Origin of the sequence: Streptomyces sp. NPDC007983 (assembly GCF_042958345.1) — a bacterium.
Classification (GTDB): domain Bacteria; phylum Actinomycetota; class Actinomycetes; order Streptomycetales; family Streptomycetaceae; genus Streptomyces.
Genome location: NZ_JBIBJI010000016.1, coordinates 132,983 through 149,134, shown reverse-complemented (window position 1 = coordinate 149,134; position 16,152 = coordinate 132,983). Strand labels below are relative to the sequence as shown.

The window sequence follows — 16,152 nt, the reverse complement described above, 5'->3', positions numbered from 1 at the left end:
TCGTACGAGGTGCGGTCAGCCGTGGGCGCTGATGCGGGCCAGATCGGCCGGGCCGAACGCGTCCGGGAGGAGTTCGGCGAGCGGGCGGATGCCGGACGCGGTGTCCACCTGCAGCTCGGGGCCGCCGTGCTCCCACAGGAGCTGACGGCAGCGGCCGCACGGCATCAGCACGGCGCCGTCGCGGTCGCAGCAGGTGAAGGCGGTGAGACGGCCGCCGCCGGTGGCGAAGAGGGCGGAGATCAGACCGCACTCGGCGCACAGCGCGACGCCGTACGCGGCGTTCTCCACGTTGCAGCCGCTGACCGTGCGGCCGTCGTCGACGAGGGCGGCGGCGCCCACGGGGAAGCGGGAGTAGGGGGCGTAGGCCCGGGACATGGCGTCCCGGGCCGCGCTGCGCAGCGACTCCCAGTCGGGAGCCACTGTGGCCGATGTGGTCATCTGGTCTCCTTCGTGGATACTCCGCCCTTCAGGGCGGAGAGGAAACGGGCCCTGCGAAGCAGGGCAGGAAAAACCGATTCGCCGCCGGGGCGGATCGACGTTCATCACCAAGTGAAGTCTGTCGGTCACAACGTGTCATGATAGTTTGTGAGTCGTGGCCACTCACGTGAAGCGGGCTTATCGGTACCGCTTCTATCCGACCGATGCGCAGGCAGCTGAGCTGTCGCGGACGTTCGGGTGCGTGCGGAAGGTCTACAACATGGCGCTTGCCGCTCGTACGGAGGCGTGGGCCCGCCAGGAGCGGGTCAACTACAACACCACCTCGGCCATGTTGACGGCATGGAAGAAGACCGGGGAACTGGCCTACCTCAACGAGGTGTCCTCGGTCCCGTTGCAGCAGGCGCTCCGGCACCTGCAGGTGGCGTTCACCAACTTCTTCGCCAAGCGGGCGGGGTACCCGCACTTCAAGTCGCGGAAGAAGTCCCGTAAGTCCGCCGAGTACACCACCAGCGCGTTCCGCTACCGCGGCGGCAAGCTGACGTTGGCGAAGATGAGCAAGCCCCTGGACATCGTGTGGTCCCGGCCGCTCCCGGAGGGTGTGAAGCCTTCCACAGTGACCGTCTCGCAGGACGCGGCGGGCCGCTGGTCCGTGTCGCTGCTGTGCGAGGACCCGGCAGTGAAGCCGCTTCCAGCCCACGATCAGGCTGTGGGGATCGATGTCGGTCTCGATCACCTGCTTACCCTCTCCACCGGGGAGAAGATCGCCAACCCGCGCCACGAGCGCCGCGACCGGGAACGGCTGGCCAGGGCCCAGCGGAAGCTGGCCCGCAAGGTCAAGGGTGACGGTGCCAACCGAGCCAAGGCCCGGCGGAAGGTCGCCCGTGTCCATGCCCGGATCACCGACCGCCGCAGGGACCACCTGCACAAGCTGACCACTCGACTCGTGCGTGAGAACCAAACGCTCGTGATCGAGGACCTGACCGTGCGCAACATGGTCAAGAACCGGAAACTGGCCCGCGCGATCAGTGATGCGGCGTGGTCGGAGTTCCGGAACATGCTGGAGTACAAGGCCGCCTGGTACGGGCGCGAGGTGATCGCGGTCGACCGCTGGTTTCCCTCCTCCAGGCTGTGCTCGAACTGCGGCACCCTCGCCAAAGCGATGCCGCTCGGTATCCGTCCCTGGATGTGCGGCGGCTGCGGCACGGTCCATGACCGGGACGTGAACGCGGCGAAGAACCTTCTGGCCGCCGGGCTGGCGGTGTCTGTCTGTGGAGCCGGTGTAAGACCTCAACGGAGAACTCCGGGCGGGCAGTCGGCGACGAAGCAGAAAACCTCACGACGCGAGCCGTGAGAATCCCCCTCGTTCACGAGGGGAGAAGTCAAGTGCCCTGTCCCTTCCGGTAGGGCTTGTTGTTGGCCTTGGGCATCCGCAGCCGCTGTGCCGCGAGGCCCATGACCAGCAGGGTGACGATGTACGGGGTCGCCGGGACCAGGTCGTTGGCCACGGTGTCGGTCAGGGCGTACCACAGCACCAGCAGTACGGCGGCGCCGCCGGACACCGCGCCCGCGACGTACCTCTTACGGTAGAGCCGCCAGCCCGCCAGGAGGGCGAGCCCGAGGGCCACCAGGAGCAGCAGGGCGTGGACGGTGGGGCCGCCGTTGCGCAGCTGGAGGGCGTCGGAGTAGCCGAAGAGGCCCGCGCCCATGGCGAGGCCGCCGGGCCGCCAGTTGCCGAAGAGCATGGCGGCGAGGCCGATGTAGCCGCGGCCGCCGGTCTGGCCCTCGTTGTAGATGTGCGAGCGGACCAGGGCGAGGAAGACGCCGCCGAGCCCGGCGAGGCCGCCGGAGACGACGACGGCCGCGTACTTGTAGAGGTAGACGTTGACGCCGAGGGATTCGGCGGCGGTGGGGTTCTCGCCGCAGGACCGCAGCCGCAGCCCGAACGAGGTCTTCCACAGCACGAAGAAGGTGCCCGCGAAGAGCAGGATCGAGACGATGGTCAGCGCGGAGATGTCGGTGACCAGGCCGCCGAGCAGGCCCGCGAGGTCGGAGACCAGGAACCAGTGGTGGTTCTCGACGGTGGCCAGCCCGTCGGACAGGCCCGGCACGGTGAACGACGCGATGTCGTCGACCTGCGGGGACTGCTTGGGGCTGCCGCCGATGTCGGAGAGCGGTTCGAACCAGCGCTTGGCGAGGTAGGTGGTGGCGCCGAGCGCGAGGATGTTGATCGCGACACCGGAGATGATGTGGTCCACGCCGAAGGTGACGGTGGCGACCGCGTGCACCAGACCGCCGACCGCGCCGCCGAGGACCCCGGCGAGGACGCCCACCCAGGGGTTGCTCTGGTAGCCCGCCCAGGCACCGAAGAAGGTGCCGAGGATCATCATGCCTTCGAGGCCGATGTTGACGACGCCCGCCCGCTCGGCCCACAGCCCGCCGAGGCCCGCGAGCCCGATGGGCACGGCCATGGAGAGGGCGGCGCCGATCTGGCCGGAGGAGGTGATGTTCTCGAACGCGGACGCTTGCGTGGCTCCGGCCAGGGCGCGCAGCACCGACAGCGCGACCAGCGCACCGGCGATGATCAGCAGCACCGTGGCGACGGACATCCGGGAGCCGGGCTTCTTCCCGGGTGCCGTGGGGGTGTCCTTGGTGGCGGTAGCCGTGGCGCTCATACCGCCACCTCCTTCTTGTCCTTGTCGCTCTTACGCGCCTGCGCGGCGAGTTCCGCGCCGACCCGCTGCTGCTGGCGCTTCAGCCCGTAGCGGCGCACCAGTTCGTACGCGATGACGACGCACAGGACGATCACGCCCTGCATGACGCCGACGATCTCCTTGTCGTAGCCCTCGAACTCCAGCCGGTTGGCGCCGCGCTCCAGGAAGCCCCACAGCACCGCGGCCAGCGCGATGCCGACCGGGTTGTTGCGGCCGAGGAGGGCGATGGCGATGCCGGTGAAGCCGATCCCGGCCGGGAAGTCGGAGGTGAACTGGTGGGTGTCGTTGAGCAGGGTCGGCATGCCGATGAGCCCGGCCATCGCGCCGGAGAGCAGCATGCTGGTGAGCACCATGCGCTTGACGTCGACGCCGCTGGCCTGGGCGGCGGACTCGGAGCGGCCCACCGCGCGCAGGTCGAAGCCGAAGCGGGTGCGGCCGAGGAGGAACCAGAAGCCGACTCCGGCGAGCGCGGCGACGACGATGAAGCCCCAGATGGGGTCGAGGTCGCCGCCCGCCGGGATGGTGAAGAAGTGGCTGGAGGACGGCAGCGGGTCGGTGGCCACGATGTTGGTCTGCTTGTCGAGGTCGGCCAGCCGCCCGTCGACCAGCAGATAGCTGATGAGGATGCCCGAGAGGGAGTTCAGCATGATCGTGCTGATCACCTCGCTGACCCCGCGGTAGACCTTGAGCAGTCCGGCGATGGACGCCCACATCGCGCCGACCAGCATGGCGACGAGGATGATCAGCGGGATCTGCACCAGGCCCGGCAGCTTGAGCGCCCCGCCGACGACGGCGGCGAAGAACGCGGCGAGCCGGTACTGGCCGTCGACGCCGATGTTGAACAGGTTCATCCGGAAGCCGATGGCCACCGACAGGCCCGCCAGGTAGTACGTGGTCGCCTTGTTGAGGATGTAGACCTGGCTGTCCGCCTTGACGCCGTAGTCGAACATGATGCCGAAGGCGTCGAACGGCGCCTTGCCGGTGGCGGCCAGTACCAGGGCGGTCAGGAGGAACGCGGCGACGAGCGCGAGCAGCGGGGCCGCGACCGCGAGGAGCACCCGCTCCTTGTCGAACTTCTTCATCAGCCCTCTCCCCCGGTCGTCTCCACCGCGGGGCTTTCCAGGTGGCCGGACGCCGCGCCGGTCATGGCCGAGCCCAGCTCCTCCGGAGTGATCGTGGCGGGGTCGGCGTCGGCGACCAGCCGGCCCCGGTACATGACCCGCAGGGTGTCGGACAGGCCGATCAGCTCGTCCAGGTCGGCGGAGATCAGCAGCACGGCCAGGCCCTCGCGGCGCGCGGTGCGGATCTGGTCCCAGATCTGCGCCTGCGCGCCGACGTCCACGCCGCGCGTCGGATGCGCGGCGATGAGCAGCTTGGGGTGGTGGCTCATCTCGCGGCCGACGATCAGCTTCTGCTGGTTGCCGCCGGACAGCGAGGCCGCGGTGACCTCGATGCCGGGGGTACGGACGTCGTACTCGGTGACGATGCGCTGGGTGTCGCGGCGGGCGGCGGCCGGGTTGAGCAGGCCGCCCTTGCTGTTGGGCGCCTCGGTGACATGGCCGAGGATGCGGTTCTCCCACAGCGGGGCCTCCAGCAGCAGGCCGTGCCGGTGGCGGTCCTCGGGGATGTAGCCGATGCCGTCCTCGCGCCGCTTGCGGGTGGGCGCGTGGGAGATGTCGGTGCCGTCGAGGGTGATGGTGCCCGCGTCGGGGTCGCGCATGCCCATGATGGCCTCGACCAGTTCGGCCTGGCCGTTGCCCTCGACCCCGGCGATGCCGAGGACTTCGCCCTTGCGGATGGTGAAGGCGATGTCGTCCAGGACGGCCCGCTCGACGCCGTCGACGTCGGTGGCGGTGAGCCGCACCCCGTCCAGCCGCAGCATCTCGGTGTCGGTGACGGTGGATTCGCGGGTCTCCGGCGAGGGCAGTTCGCTGCCGACCATCAGCTCGGCGAGCCGCCGCGGGTCGGTCTCGGAGGGGACGACGGAGGCCACCGTCGTACCGCGCCGGATGACGGTGATGTCGTCGGCCACGGAGAGGACTTCGCCCAGCTTGTGGGAGATGAACAGGACGGTCAGGCCCTCGGCCTTGAGGTCGCGGAGGTTGGCGAAGAGCGCGTCGACCTCCTGCGGGACGAGGACCGCGGTGGGCTCGTCGAGGATGAGGGTGCGGGCGCCGCGGTAGAGGACCTTCAGGATCTCCACGCGCTGGCGGTCCGCCACGCCGAGGTCCTCTACAGGTACGTCGGGGCGGACGCCGAGCCCGTAGGCGTCGGAGATCTCCTTGATCCGGGCGCGCGCCTTGCCGCCGATGCCGTGCAGCTTCTCCGCGCCGAGGACGACGTTCTCCAGCACGGTGAAGTTGTCCGCGAGCATGAAGTGCTGGTGCACCATGCCCACGCCGCGGGATATGGCGTCCGCCGGGGAGTGCAGTTCGACGGGTGCGCCGTCGATGGCGATGGTGCCCTCGTCGGGGCGCTGCATCCCGTAGAGGATCTTCATCAGGGTGGACTTGCCCGCGCCGTTCTCGCCCACGAGGGCGTGCACGGTGCCGCGTCGCACGGTGATGTCGATGTCGTGGTTGGCGACGACTCCGGGGAACCGCTTGGTGATTCCGCGGAGTTGGACGGCGGCGTCCGCGACGTCACCGGCGGGGGCGCCCTTGGGTGGGCTGGCGGCTTTGATGGCGCACTCCTGAGGGGCGGGGGGTATAGGCGGGGGGCGCGCCCAGAGGCACGCCCCCCAGGGTCCGTCGGCGACAGGTCCTCGGCGACGGGGACCGGTTACTTGTAGGTGTCCGCGACCTTGATCTTGCCGTCGATGATCTTCTTCTTGGCCGTCTCGATCTTCGGCTTGATGTCGTCGATGAAGCCGCCGGAGTACGAGAGGCCGACACCGCCGCGCTTGAGGTCGTAGGACTGCACGCCGTGTTCGGACTTCTTGGTCTTGACGACGCTCTTGATGAAGTCGTAGACCGAGCCGTCCACGTTCTTGACCATGGAGGTCAGGATCGAGTTCTTGTACGCGGCCAGGCCCTTGTCGTAGTACTGGTCGCCGTCGACGCCGATCGACCAGGTGCCCTTCTTCTTGCCGGTCGCCTCGATGGCGCCCGCGCCGGAGCCACCGGCCGCGGAGAAGATCACGTCGACCTTGTTGGAGAGCATGCCCTCGGCGATGTCCTTGCCGCGGTCCGGCATGCCGAAGCCCTTGGGCGAACCGACCTGGACCCACTGGACGTCCAGGGAGGCCTTGGGGTTGGTGTCCTTCAGGCCCTGCTGGAAGCCGCCCGCGAACTTCTTGATCAGCGCGCTGTCGGTGCCGCCGATGAAGCCGACCTTGTTGGACTTGGTCTTGAGCCCGGCGGCGACCCCGGCGAGGTACGAGCCCTCGTGCTCGGCGGAGACCAGGCTGGCGACGTTCTTGGCGTCGACGACGGAGTCGACGATCGCGAAGTCGGTGCCGGGGTACTTCTTGGCGGCCTTGGTCAGCGAGGGGGTCCACGCGTAGCCGACGCCGACGACCGGGTTGTAGCCCGCCTCGGCGAGGCTGGCCAGCTTGTCGTAGCGGTCGGCGTCGGTGTCGCCGTCCTTCGCGGTCAGCTCCTTGCCCTTGACCTTGAAGTCCTTCAGGGCGCGGTCGTAGCCCTTGGCCGCGGAGTCGTTGAACGAGTGGTCGCCGCGGCCGCCGACGTCATAGGCGAGGCCGACGCCGGCGTTCTTGGTTTCCTCTTCGGAGCTGCTGCCGCAGGCGGTGACGGAAAATGCGAGAGCCGCGGTGGCAATGCCCGCGACAGCTATCGTGGATACCCGGCGCACGAGGGTCCCCTCTGAATCTCGAAGCGCCTCTCTGCGGCGCTGGCTCCGCCGCATCGTAACGCGCGTAGATCCCAGATAAAGGCCCCCTCCGAAGCCGTTATCGGATCGTCGCGAACCTCTCGTAACGGCCGGCTCTACAGAACGTTTCGTTCGAGCAAAGCCGCGGCGGTGAACAGCTCGACACCCACCTCGATGGCGCCCTCGTCCACGTCGAAGTCGCCGGCGTGGAGGTCGCGCCGGGTGGTGTCGCCGACCCTGCGCACACCGAGCCGGGCCATCGCGCCGGGCACCTTCTCCAGGTACCAGGAGAAGTCCTCGCCGCCGAGGCTCTGTTCGGTGTCCTCGACCGCGATCGAGCCGCGGCGGGCCACCATGGCGTCGCGCAGCAGTTCGGTGGAGGTCGCCTCGTTGACCACCGGCGGGACCCCGCGGATGTAGTTGATCTCCGACTTGGCGCGGTGGAGGGTCGCGACCTCGTCGATCGCGGCGTGCACCAGGTCCGGGGCGGCGCGCCAGGCGGGCAGGTCCAGGCAGCGGACCGTGGCGGACAGCTCGGCGTGCTGCGGGATGACGTTGCAGGCGTGGCCGGACTCGACCCGGCCCCAGGTGACGGCGAGCCCGGAGCGGGCGTCGACCCGGCGGGCCAGCAGCGCGGGCACCTCGGTGATCACCTTGGCGGTCGCGGTGACCAGGTCGGTGGTGAGGTGGGGGCGGGCGGTGTGGCCGCCGGGCCCGTCGAGGGAGATCTCCAGCCGGTCGCAGGCCGAGGTGATGGGGCCGGTGCGCAGCCCGATCCGGCCGACCTCGACCTTGGGGTCGCAGTGCAGGGCGAGGATCCGGCCGACGCCGTCCAGGGCGCCGCCCTCGATCGCGTCGGCGGCGCCGCCCGGCAGGACCTCCTCGGCGGGCTGGAACAGCAGCCGCACCGGGCGCCGCAGCCGTCCCTCGCGGGCCAGCTCGGCGAGGACCAGACCGGCGCCGAGGACCACGGTGGTGTGGACGTCGTGGCCGCAGGCGTGCGCGCGGTCGGCGACGGTCGAGCGGTACGGGACGGTCTTGGTGTCCGGGATGGGCAGGGCGTCGATGTCACCGCGCAGCGCGAGCGCCGGGGTCACCCCGTCCCAGGGGCCGATGTCACAGATGAGGCCGGTGCCGCTGGGCAGGACGCGGGGCGTGAGGCCCGCCTTCTCCAGCCGCGCCTTGAGGGCGGCGGTGGTGCGGAACTCGCAGTTGCCCAGCTCGGGGTGCATGTGCAAGTCCCGCCGGAAGGCGATCAGTTCGGCGCGCAGCTCATCGGGGAGCGCGCCGGGCAGGGCCGCGTCGGCGGAGGGTGTGGCATCGGTCTCATCGAGGGACATCAATTGCTTCACCCAATGAAGCGTAGAACGACCTTGGGGTGCGGCGAATGTCGATCAACAAAACTTCAACCCGTTCGGGGCGGGAAAGTACCCCGGCCGGTGCATGATCTCCCTAGTCAGGGGGTATAACAGAGCGTTTCTCGGCGAGCGTGTGATCCTTTCGTGAGAAGCGCCACATGGGGGACCCGTCTCACGACGCGGTCACCGGGGCGCCGGGCGCGGCCGGGGGCACGGCGGCCGGCGGGATCGTGGCCGACGGCTCCGGGCGGTCGGCGGCGCGGTCGGCGGGCGACGGCACCGAGCTGAGCCGGTGGACGTCCCGGGCGGTGCCGGTGACGCCCGACAGGAATCCCTGGGCGCGCGGGGACGCGTCGCTGGTCAGCCAGGCGGGGTCGACGTCGTACACGGCGACCTTCACGTCGGTGCCCGCGAGCGCCAGCGGCAGGGTGTGCACCACGGTGGACGGGAAGCTCACGATGGTGTGCCCGATGGGGCCGCGCCGCGCTATCAGCTCCAGCGGCAGATCCGGCCGTACGATCTCCAGCCCCACCTCGTGCGAGACCCGGCTGAGCTTCTCGGCACTCTCCCGGCGGTGGGCGAAGTAGCGGGTCGCGCCGTGGGCCTCGGCCAGCGAGCCGACCGCCTCCAGATAGCGCTCCAGGTCGACCACGCCGGTCTCGACCAGGGAGGTGCCGACCAGGTCGGTGCCGCGGGTGAGCCGGGGCGGGCCGAAGCGGGCCCGGGTCCACGCGAAGTCGTTGGCGGTGATGGTGACCCCGGGGGGCGGTTCGACCGGCATCGAGCTGAAGACCTCGACCCGGCGCTTCTGGCCCGGGGTGAGCTTGCGGCGCGCGGTGGCGGAGAACGGCGCGAACACCATGTCCCGCGCTCCGCGGCTGCTGCCGCGCCGGTGCCAGCGCACCAGGCGCTCCCCGTTGGCCAGCTGGGAGATGAACTCCATGGTGGCCGTGCCGTCGTCCACCACGACCAGGTCCTTGGCCCGGGTGAGGGTCAGCAGCAGCTGGACGTAGCGGGAGAACGGGTCCCCGATCACGATCCGGGCGGCCCGCCGCAGCGGTCCGCGCAGCCCGCCGATGGTCTTCAGGGGGGCGCCCGCCCCGCCCCGCGCGTCCTCCCAGCGCACCGCGATGCCCTCGTCGCGCGCCAGCTCGGCCATCCGGCGCAGCTGGCCGCGGGTCATCGGATCGTGCGGGGAGAGCACCACGACGGTGAGGTCGGCGGCCCGGCCGAGCGACGGCAGCGGGGACGGCTCGTCTCCGGGACCCGGCGGCCCCGGGGGCGCGGCCGGGTCCGGCCCCGCGGCGCGCAGCGCGTCCGTGTACGCCCACTCCAGCACGTTGAGGAGCTGGACCGGGCTTTCGACGAAGGCGAGGGTGGTGGCCGTCTTCGCGCCGTTCCCGGGCTCCGCCCCGTCCACAGACATGGCACCGTCCACAGTTGCACCGTCCACAGACATCACACCGTCCGAAGACATCACACCGTCCAAGGGCAGGGCCCGGAAGCGGCGGGTGTCCCCCGAGGAGTCGGGGGATTCCGCCGCTTCCGGGCGTGGGCCGGTCCGACCGGCCGGTGGAATCACGGAAGAGAGCTTCAGACCGCGACGGGCTCGCGGTCGTCGGCCTCGGCGTCGGCGACCACACCGGAGACCCGGCGCAGCTTCTTCATCGGGCCCAGCTCGCTCTCGTAGACCTTCTTGACGCCGTCGCCCAGCGACTCCTCGACCACGCGGATGTCACGCACCAGGCGGGCGAGACCCTGCGGCTCGACGGAGGCGGCCTGGTCCGAGCCCCACATGGCGCGGTCCAGGGTGATGTGGCGCTCGACAAACGCGGCACCGAGCGCGACGGCGGCCAGCGTGGTCTGCAGACCGGTCTCGTGGCCGGAGTAGCCGATCGGCACGTTGGGGTACTCGGCCTGCAGCGTGTTGATCACGCGCAGGTTCAGCTCCTCGGCCTTGGCCGGGTACGTGGAGGTGGCGTGGCACAGCAGGATGTTGTCGCTGCCGAGCACCTCCACCGCGTGGCGGATCTGCTTCGGGGTGGACATGCCCGTCGACAGGATGATCGTGCGGCCGGTCGCCCGCAGGGCGCGCAGCAGCTCGTCGTCGGTCAGCGAGGCGGAGGCCACCTTGTGCGCCGGGACGTCGAACTTCTCCAGGAAGGCGACGGCCTCGGTGTCCCACGGGGAGGCGAACCAGTCGATGCCGCGCTTCTTGCAGTGCTCGGAGATGGCGCGGTACTCGTCCTCGCCGAACTCCACGCGGTGGCGGTAGTCGATGTAGGTCATCCGGCCCCAGGGCGTGTCCCGCTCGATGTCCCACTGGTCACGCGGGGTGCAGATCTCCGGGGTTCGCTTCTGGAACTTGACCGCGTCACAGCCGGCCTCGGCGGCGGCGTCGATCAGCTTGAACGCGTTCTCCAGGTCGCCGTTGTGGTTGATGCCGATCTCACCGGTGACGTAGACCGGCTGGCCGGGTCCGGCGGTCTTCGCGCCGAGGGTGCGGAGGCGAGAGTTGGAGCTCACTTAAGACAGTTCCTTTCCGAGAATCCACGAGGCGATCTCGCGGATCGCGCCGTCTCCTCCGGGGGTGGAGGTGACCGCACGTGCAGCGCCGCGCACGACGTCGTGCGCACCTGCGACCGCCACGGGCCAGCCGACGAGGCCGAAACACGGGAGGTCGTTGACGTCGTTGCCGACGTAGAGCACGCGCTCCGGCGCGATGCCCTGCTCCTCGCACCACTGCTTCAGTGCGAGATCTTTGCGGTCGATGCCGTGGAGCACGGGGACCTGCAGCTTGCGGCCCCGTGCGGCGACGACCGGGTTCTTTTCCGTGGACAGGATCAGCAGCGCCAGCTCGGCGCGGCGCAGTGCGGCGATCCCGAGCCCGTCGCCGCGGTGCACGGAGACGAGTTCACGTCCTTCGGAATCGATCAGCACCCTGTCGTCGGTCTGGGTGCCGTCGAAGTCGAGTACCACCGCGTCGATGTCGTCGCGGGTGGGGAGGGCGCCCGGGCGCTCCGCGTCCAGCAGCGGGGCGAGGGCGCGGGCGCGGGCCAGGTCGTGCGGGTCGTCGACCTCCAGCACCCGGGCGGCGTCGGTGCGCACCAGCTCGGTGCGGCCGAAGAAGCGGTGCCCGGCCTCGCGGAAACCGCGCGCGTCCATGGCGTAGGCGGCGCCGGTCTCCAGGAAGTCCTGGGGGCGGTCCTGGCGGCGCGGGCGGTACGACTTGTCGTGGTTGACGCCGTCGCCGCCGTCCGCGGCCGGATCGTCGCCCTCGCGCCAGACGAAGCCGTGGAACGGGGCCACCGTCAGCGCGCTGTCCGCGCCCTGCTCGGCGACCGCGCCGGCCACCCCGTCGATGTCCTCGCGGACGATGAACGGGCTGGTGCACTGCACCAGGAGGACGACATCCACGGTGGTGCCGTGCATCGCCTCGTACGCGTCCATCGCGTGGATGACCGCGGCCTCGCTGGTGGCGGTGTCGCCCGCGATGTCGGTCGGCCGCTGGATGACCACGGCGCCCGCGCCGCGCGCCGCGGCGGCGATGCCCGCGTCGTCGGTGGAGACGGCCACGTCGGTCACCAGGCGGGCGGCCCGGCACTCCCCGACGGCGCGGGCGACCAGCGGCACACCGCCGACGGCGGCGAGGTTCTTGGCGGGCACGCCCTTCGACCCGCCGCGGGCGGGGATCACGGCGAGCACACAGGGGCTCGATGCGGGCATGGCGGCTCCTTCAGGGGATTCGGACAAGACGCTCACAGCTCCCCCATCCGCCGGATGACCGGGGCCACGCGCTGGACGCCATGCCGGTAGGCGCCGCGCGCCGCGTCCCGCATGGTGTTGCGTACGACCCGCCGCAATCCGCTGACCTCGGCCTCGTCCAGGGAGGCGGCGCCCGGGCGGGGCCGTCCGTCCGGCTCGAAGCCGTAGCGCTCGAGGATCCGCGGCAGATAGCCGGGCGCGGTGGCCGGGGTGTAGTAGGGGGCGAGCGCCGGGAGGGTTTCGGCGGCGGCCAGGGCGGAGACCTTGTCCCGGGCGGTGTCGAACGCGGTCTCGTACGACCCCTCGGCGGCCACGCCCTGGCGGGCGAGCCACTCCGGGTCGGGCTCGGGCCGGTATCCGGCGTCCAGCTCGTCCCACGAGGCCAGACAGCCGGAGCCGAGGAAGTGGTGGTTGCCCAGCGGCTCGCGGATCCCGAGGTCGGTGAGGATCGCGGTCGGGATGGAGCGGTGCAGGGACTCCAGGGCGGCCGTGGAGCTGATGGTGACCAGCAGGTCGGTGGTGTCCAGGACCTCGCCCATGTTCCCGTACGCGAGGCGGAAGTTGGGCGGCAGCCCGTCGCCGAACTTGGCGATCAGCTTCTGGTACGGCAGTTCCTCGATGTGCGTGGTGTGCTCGCCCGGCTTGGAGCGCAGCTTCACCACGACCTCGCGGTCCGGGTGGCGGCGGGCGTGATCGACGGCCCGGCGCAGCAGGTACGTACGGTCGGCGCGGTTGTCCGGCACGGACGGCTGGACGGCGAACACCACCGTGCCGCCGGGGTACCTACGCGCCTGCCGGGCCTTCTCGTCGTAGCGGGCGCCGCCCAGGAAGGGGAGCGCGCACTCGGTGACGCTGTCGCCGGAGGCGCCGACGCCCGTGTACACCTCGCGGAACCGGTCGGCGTCATGGCGCGAGTTGGCGAGCACCACGTCGGCGCCGTGCCGCAGCAGCAGCCCGTCGGCCAGCTTCTCGTAGACGACGCCCACATAGCCGGTGACGATCACCGGGCGGCGGGTGGCGCCCTGCCAGGCGTGGGCGAGGGCGTGCAGCATGGCCTGGACGCCGCCGCCCACCAGGGACAGCACGATCACGTCGTACTTCTCGCGGTCCATGGACCGGATGAACTCGATGCCCGTCACCTCGCGCAGCGAGTCCGTGCGCACCCCGACCTCGGCGAGCTGCCGGACGGTCGGCGTGGCGCGGCCGCGCAGCAGGTAGCCGTCCAGGCGTCGGCCTGAATCCGCTGAACCCGCTTCCTGGGAATCCGAGCTGTCGGGGACGAGGCGCTGCGCGGTGAGCGCGCCCCATTTCCACCGGGTGTCGGAGTCGGCGAGCACGGCTACTCGCACAGAGGATTTGATACGTGAGGGCACGTCGGAGACGCTAGGAAGGGATTTCGATTCACGGCCCAACGCAGGAGCAACAAAGGGTTAACAGCGCGTCGACGAATGGCGAATCGGCTGGCCGGAGCAGCGGGTTAACCGTTCCGACGTTCTTCGTTCACCTTCACGTACACCTACGGTCAAGACGAATGCCGCCCGGCGACCTAGCGTCACCCGCGTGGTTAAGCTCTCCGTCATCGTGCCGTTCTACAACGTGCAGACCTATGCCCCTGACACGCTCAGAAGTCTTCGTGCGAACGCACGCGAGGACTTCGAATTCATTCTCGTCGACGACCATGCGACCGACGGGACACCGGAGATCCTCGAGCGCGCCGAGCGCGAGCTTCCGGGGGCCGTCTACATCCGTCATGAGCAGAACGGCGGGCTCGCCACCGCGCGCAACACCGGTCTGGACGCGGCCACCGGCGAGTACATCACCTTTCTCGACGGCGACGACTGGCTCGCCCCCGGGTATTACGAGCAGCTGCTCGCCGCCATGGAGGACCTGGGGTGCGACTTCGTGCGCACCGACCACGTCCAGTGCACCGGCCGCAAGCGGTCGGTCCACCGGGTGCCGCACGGCCTGCGCGACCAGGTGATGAACCCGCGGGAGGTGATCCTCCCCGCCGACCGCTCCACCTCGGTCGACTACGCCTTCGCCTGGGCGGGCATGTACCACCGGCGGCTGGCCGACGAGGGGCTTCTCCACTTCACCCACGGGCTGCGCACCGCCGAGGACCGGCCCTGGATCTGGCGGCTGCACCGCGAGGCGCGCAGCTTCGCCGTCCTCGGCCTGCACGGCGTCTTCTACCGGCGCGGCGTCTCCTCCTCGCTCACCCAGATCGGCGATGTGCGGCAGCTCGACTTCATCCGCGCCTTCGACCAGGTCATCGAGGAAACGGCGCGGGACCGCGACGCGGACACCCTGCTCCCCAAGGCCGTGCGCACCTACTGCGCGATCATTTCCCACCATCTCGGAAACATCGAACGCTTCGAGCCGCAGGTGGCCCGCAAGCTCCGTTCGATGTCGGCGGCCGCGCTGAAGCGCATGCCCCAGGACGTACTGAAGGACGCGCTGGATTCCATGGACTACGAGCGTGCCGCCCGGCTGCGGCGGATGAAGCGCCGCGGCGCCGGTACGGAGGTGGCGGCCTGATGTCCGCGACCATGACGTACACCCCGCGCGGCGAACGCAAGCGCACCCAGATCTTCATGGCCTCCACCCTGTACGGGGCGGCCACCCTCGCCGCCGCGATCGACGCGGGCAGCGTCGGACCGGCCGACCGCCGTCTGCTGCTGGTCAGCAACAACGCCGCGACGCCGGAGACCACGCCCGCCGTCGACGACATGCCGGGCTTCGAGCGGCTGCGGCCGCGCTTCGACCGGGTGCTGTCCTGGAACGAGACGATCAGCCCCTTCCACCCCGGCGGCTGGTCCCCGCGCCAGGACGACGCCCCGCTGTGGGAGCGCCATCTGCGGCTGCTGTGGAACCTCGGCGAGGACGACATCGAGCTGATCCTGGAGTCCATCCAGGTCAGCCCCGCGATGGCGATCGCCCAGGTGTTCCAGGGCGCGCCCATCGACGTCTACGCCGACGGGCTGATGAGCTACGGCCCGACCCGTAACAAGCTCCACCCGCTGGTCGGCACCCGCATCCGCCGGCTGCTCCACCTCGACCTGGTGCCGGGGCTGAAGCCGCTGCTGCTCACCGAGTTCGACGTACCGGCCGAGGTGCTGCCGACCGAGACGTTCACCAAGGTGCTCGCCGAGATCGCCGAGGCCGCCCCGCGCACCGTCGCCTCCGCGACTGCTTCTTCGACTGAGCGTGTCGCCACCGGCACCGGGCCCGCCCTGATGCTCGGTCAGTACTTGTCCGCGCTGGACATCCTCACTCCGGAGGAGGAGGAAGAGCTGCATGTGCGGATGCTGCGGGGCGCGGTCGCGCTCGGCCACCGCACCGTCGTCTTCAAACCGCACCCCACCGCCCCGGCGCGCTGGTCGCGGATGCTGGAGAAGAAGGCCGCGGAACTGGGCGCGGAGCTGACCGTCATGGACACCCCGGTCCTCGCCGAGGTGCTGTACCAGCGCATGGAACCCGGCCTGGTCATCGGCTGCTTCTCCACCGCGCTGCTCACCGCGAGCGTCTTCTACGGACTGCCGGTGGCCCGCATCGGCACCGATGTGCTGCTGGAGCGGCTGACCCCGTACCAGAACAGCAACCGGGTGCCCGTCACCATCGTGGACGCGCTGCTGCCGGACCTGGAGGACCACAAGGCGGTGTCCGCCGGTACGGGTGCCGGTCCGGTGGACGAGCGGTCGGGACAGAAGCTGAACGGGCTCGTCTCCGCCGTCGGCTTCTGCATGCAGGCGAAGATCTACCCCGGTCTGCGGCCCGCCGCGGAGCGCTATCTCGCCGCCCATCTGGACGCCCACACCTGGCGCTACTTCAAGCGCCGCCGGCTGACCGCGCTCGCCCTGCCCGGGGCCGTCCCGTCCCAGCTCGGCTTCATCCCGCGCAACGAGACGGTGCGGCGGGTCGCGCGCCGCGCCCGGGCGCTGAAGAAGGCGGCGCTGAAGAAGACCGCCACCAGCTGACCCATCCGACTGCTCGTCTTACCAGAAGGAGCCACGGCGTGACCGCCGACCACGGGGTAAGCCACATACGCA

The 16,152-nt window shown here is 70.4% G+C and carries 13 protein-coding genes; 3 read left to right on the top strand and 10 right to left on the bottom strand.

Features of this window, described 5'->3' with window-relative positions; all coding sequences use genetic code 11:
• Positions 1-15: 15 nt before the first annotated feature.
• Complete coding sequence (locus ACFZCY_RS35170; protein WP_391182670.1) at positions 16-438, bottom strand: cytidine deaminase; 423 nt, start codon at positions 436-438, stop codon at positions 16-18.
• A gap of 154 nt (positions 439-592) precedes the next feature.
• Here ACFZCY_RS35170 and ACFZCY_RS35165 point away from each other — a divergent pair, with 154 nt between their 5' ends.
• Positions 593-1,789 (top strand): RNA-guided endonuclease TnpB family protein, encoded by a 1,197-nt coding sequence (locus tag ACFZCY_RS35165; protein WP_391182667.1) that lies wholly within the window; start codon positions 593-595, stop codon positions 1,787-1,789.
• Positions 1,790-1,817: 28 nt separating this feature from the next.
• On the opposite strand, the gene ACFZCY_RS35160 is transcribed toward ACFZCY_RS35165, so the two are convergent.
• The 9 genes from ACFZCY_RS35160 to ACFZCY_RS35120 all read right to left on the bottom strand — a co-directional run bounded on the left by ACFZCY_RS35160 (position 1,818) and on the right by ACFZCY_RS35120 (position 13,440).
• Positions 1,818-3,110, bottom strand: coding sequence for an ABC transporter permease (locus tag ACFZCY_RS35160; RefSeq protein ID WP_391182664.1), 1,293 nt, complete (start codon positions 3,108-3,110; stop codon positions 1,818-1,820).
• Positions 3,107-4,231, bottom strand: a complete 1,125-nt coding sequence (locus ACFZCY_RS35155; RefSeq protein WP_361475906.1) for an ABC transporter permease — start codon at positions 4,229-4,231, stop codon at positions 3,107-3,109. Before ACFZCY_RS35155 ends, ACFZCY_RS35160 begins: the two co-directional genes overlap by 4 nt.
• Complete coding sequence (locus tag ACFZCY_RS35150; protein WP_391182867.1) at positions 4,231-5,832, bottom strand: ATP-binding cassette domain-containing protein; 1,602 nt, start codon at positions 5,830-5,832, stop codon at positions 4,231-4,233. The genes ACFZCY_RS35155 and ACFZCY_RS35150 overlap by 1 nt, the downstream gene beginning before the upstream one ends.
• Before the next feature lie 98 nt (positions 5,833-5,930).
• Positions 5,931-6,962: a BMP family ABC transporter substrate-binding protein gene (locus ACFZCY_RS35145; RefSeq protein ID WP_391182660.1), complete on the bottom strand. Its 1,032-nt coding sequence runs from the start codon at positions 6,960-6,962 to the stop codon at positions 5,931-5,933.
• 134 nt (positions 6,963-7,096) lie between these two features.
• A complete protein-coding gene (locus ACFZCY_RS35140) occupies positions 7,097-8,320 on the bottom strand; it encodes an amidohydrolase (protein WP_055546934.1) in 1,224 nt (407 codons plus the stop codon).
• A 190-nt stretch (positions 8,321-8,510) separates the two neighbouring features.
• On the bottom strand, positions 8,511-9,764 hold the full coding sequence (locus ACFZCY_RS35135; RefSeq protein WP_391182657.1) for a hypothetical protein: 1,254 nt from the start codon (positions 9,762-9,764) through the stop codon (positions 8,511-8,513).
• A gap of 167 nt (positions 9,765-9,931) precedes the next feature.
• Entirely contained in the window at positions 9,932-10,864 is a 933-nt protein-coding gene (locus ACFZCY_RS35130) for an N-acetylneuraminate synthase family protein (RefSeq protein WP_391182655.1), read from the bottom strand.
• Positions 10,865-12,064, bottom strand: a complete 1,200-nt coding sequence (locus ACFZCY_RS35125; protein ID WP_391182652.1) for a cytidylyltransferase domain-containing protein — start codon at positions 12,062-12,064, stop codon at positions 10,865-10,867.
• 32 nt (positions 12,065-12,096) lie between these two features.
• Positions 12,097-13,440: a DUF6716 putative glycosyltransferase gene (locus ACFZCY_RS35120; RefSeq protein ID WP_391182862.1), complete on the bottom strand. Its 1,344-nt coding sequence runs from the start codon at positions 13,438-13,440 to the stop codon at positions 12,097-12,099.
• A 223-nt stretch (positions 13,441-13,663) separates the two neighbouring features.
• On the opposite strand from ACFZCY_RS35120, the gene ACFZCY_RS35115 reads away from it, so the two are divergent.
• Positions 13,664-14,641: a glycosyltransferase gene (locus ACFZCY_RS35115; protein WP_391182648.1), complete on the top strand. Its 978-nt coding sequence runs from the start codon at positions 13,664-13,666 to the stop codon at positions 14,639-14,641.
• Positions 14,641-16,080, top strand: coding sequence for a polysialyltransferase family glycosyltransferase (locus ACFZCY_RS35110; protein WP_391182645.1), 1,440 nt, complete (start codon positions 14,641-14,643; stop codon positions 16,078-16,080). The genes ACFZCY_RS35115 and ACFZCY_RS35110 overlap by 1 nt, the downstream gene beginning before the upstream one ends.
• The last annotated feature ends 72 nt before the right edge of the window (positions 16,081-16,152 follow it).

What these genes read in the sequence shown, in the direction of transcription:
- ACFZCY_RS35170 (WP_391182670.1), bottom strand. Translation starts at nt 438, where the DNA reads ATGACCACATCGGCCACAGTGGCTCCCGACTGGGAGTCGCTGCGCAGC.
- ACFZCY_RS35160 (WP_391182664.1), bottom strand. Translation starts at nt 3,110, where the DNA reads ATGAGCGCCACGGCTACCGCCACCAAGGACACCCCCACGGCACCCGGG.
- ACFZCY_RS35155 (WP_361475906.1), bottom strand. Translation starts at nt 4,231, where the DNA reads ATGAAGAAGTTCGACAAGGAGCGGGTGCTCCTCGCGGTCGCGGCCCCG.
- ACFZCY_RS35140 (WP_055546934.1), bottom strand. Translation starts at nt 8,320, where the DNA reads ATGTCCCTCGATGAGACCGATGCCACACCCTCCGCCGACGCGGCCCTG.
- ACFZCY_RS35135 (WP_391182657.1), bottom strand. Translation starts at nt 9,764, where the DNA reads ATGTCTGTGGACGGGGCGGAGCCCGGGAACGGCGCGAAGACGGCCACC.
- ACFZCY_RS35125 (WP_391182652.1), bottom strand. Translation starts at nt 12,064, where the DNA reads ATGCCCGCATCGAGCCCCTGTGTGCTCGCCGTGATCCCCGCCCGCGGC.
- ACFZCY_RS35110 (WP_391182645.1), top strand. Translation starts at nt 14,641, where the DNA reads ATGTCCGCGACCATGACGTACACCCCGCGCGGCGAACGCAAGCGCACC.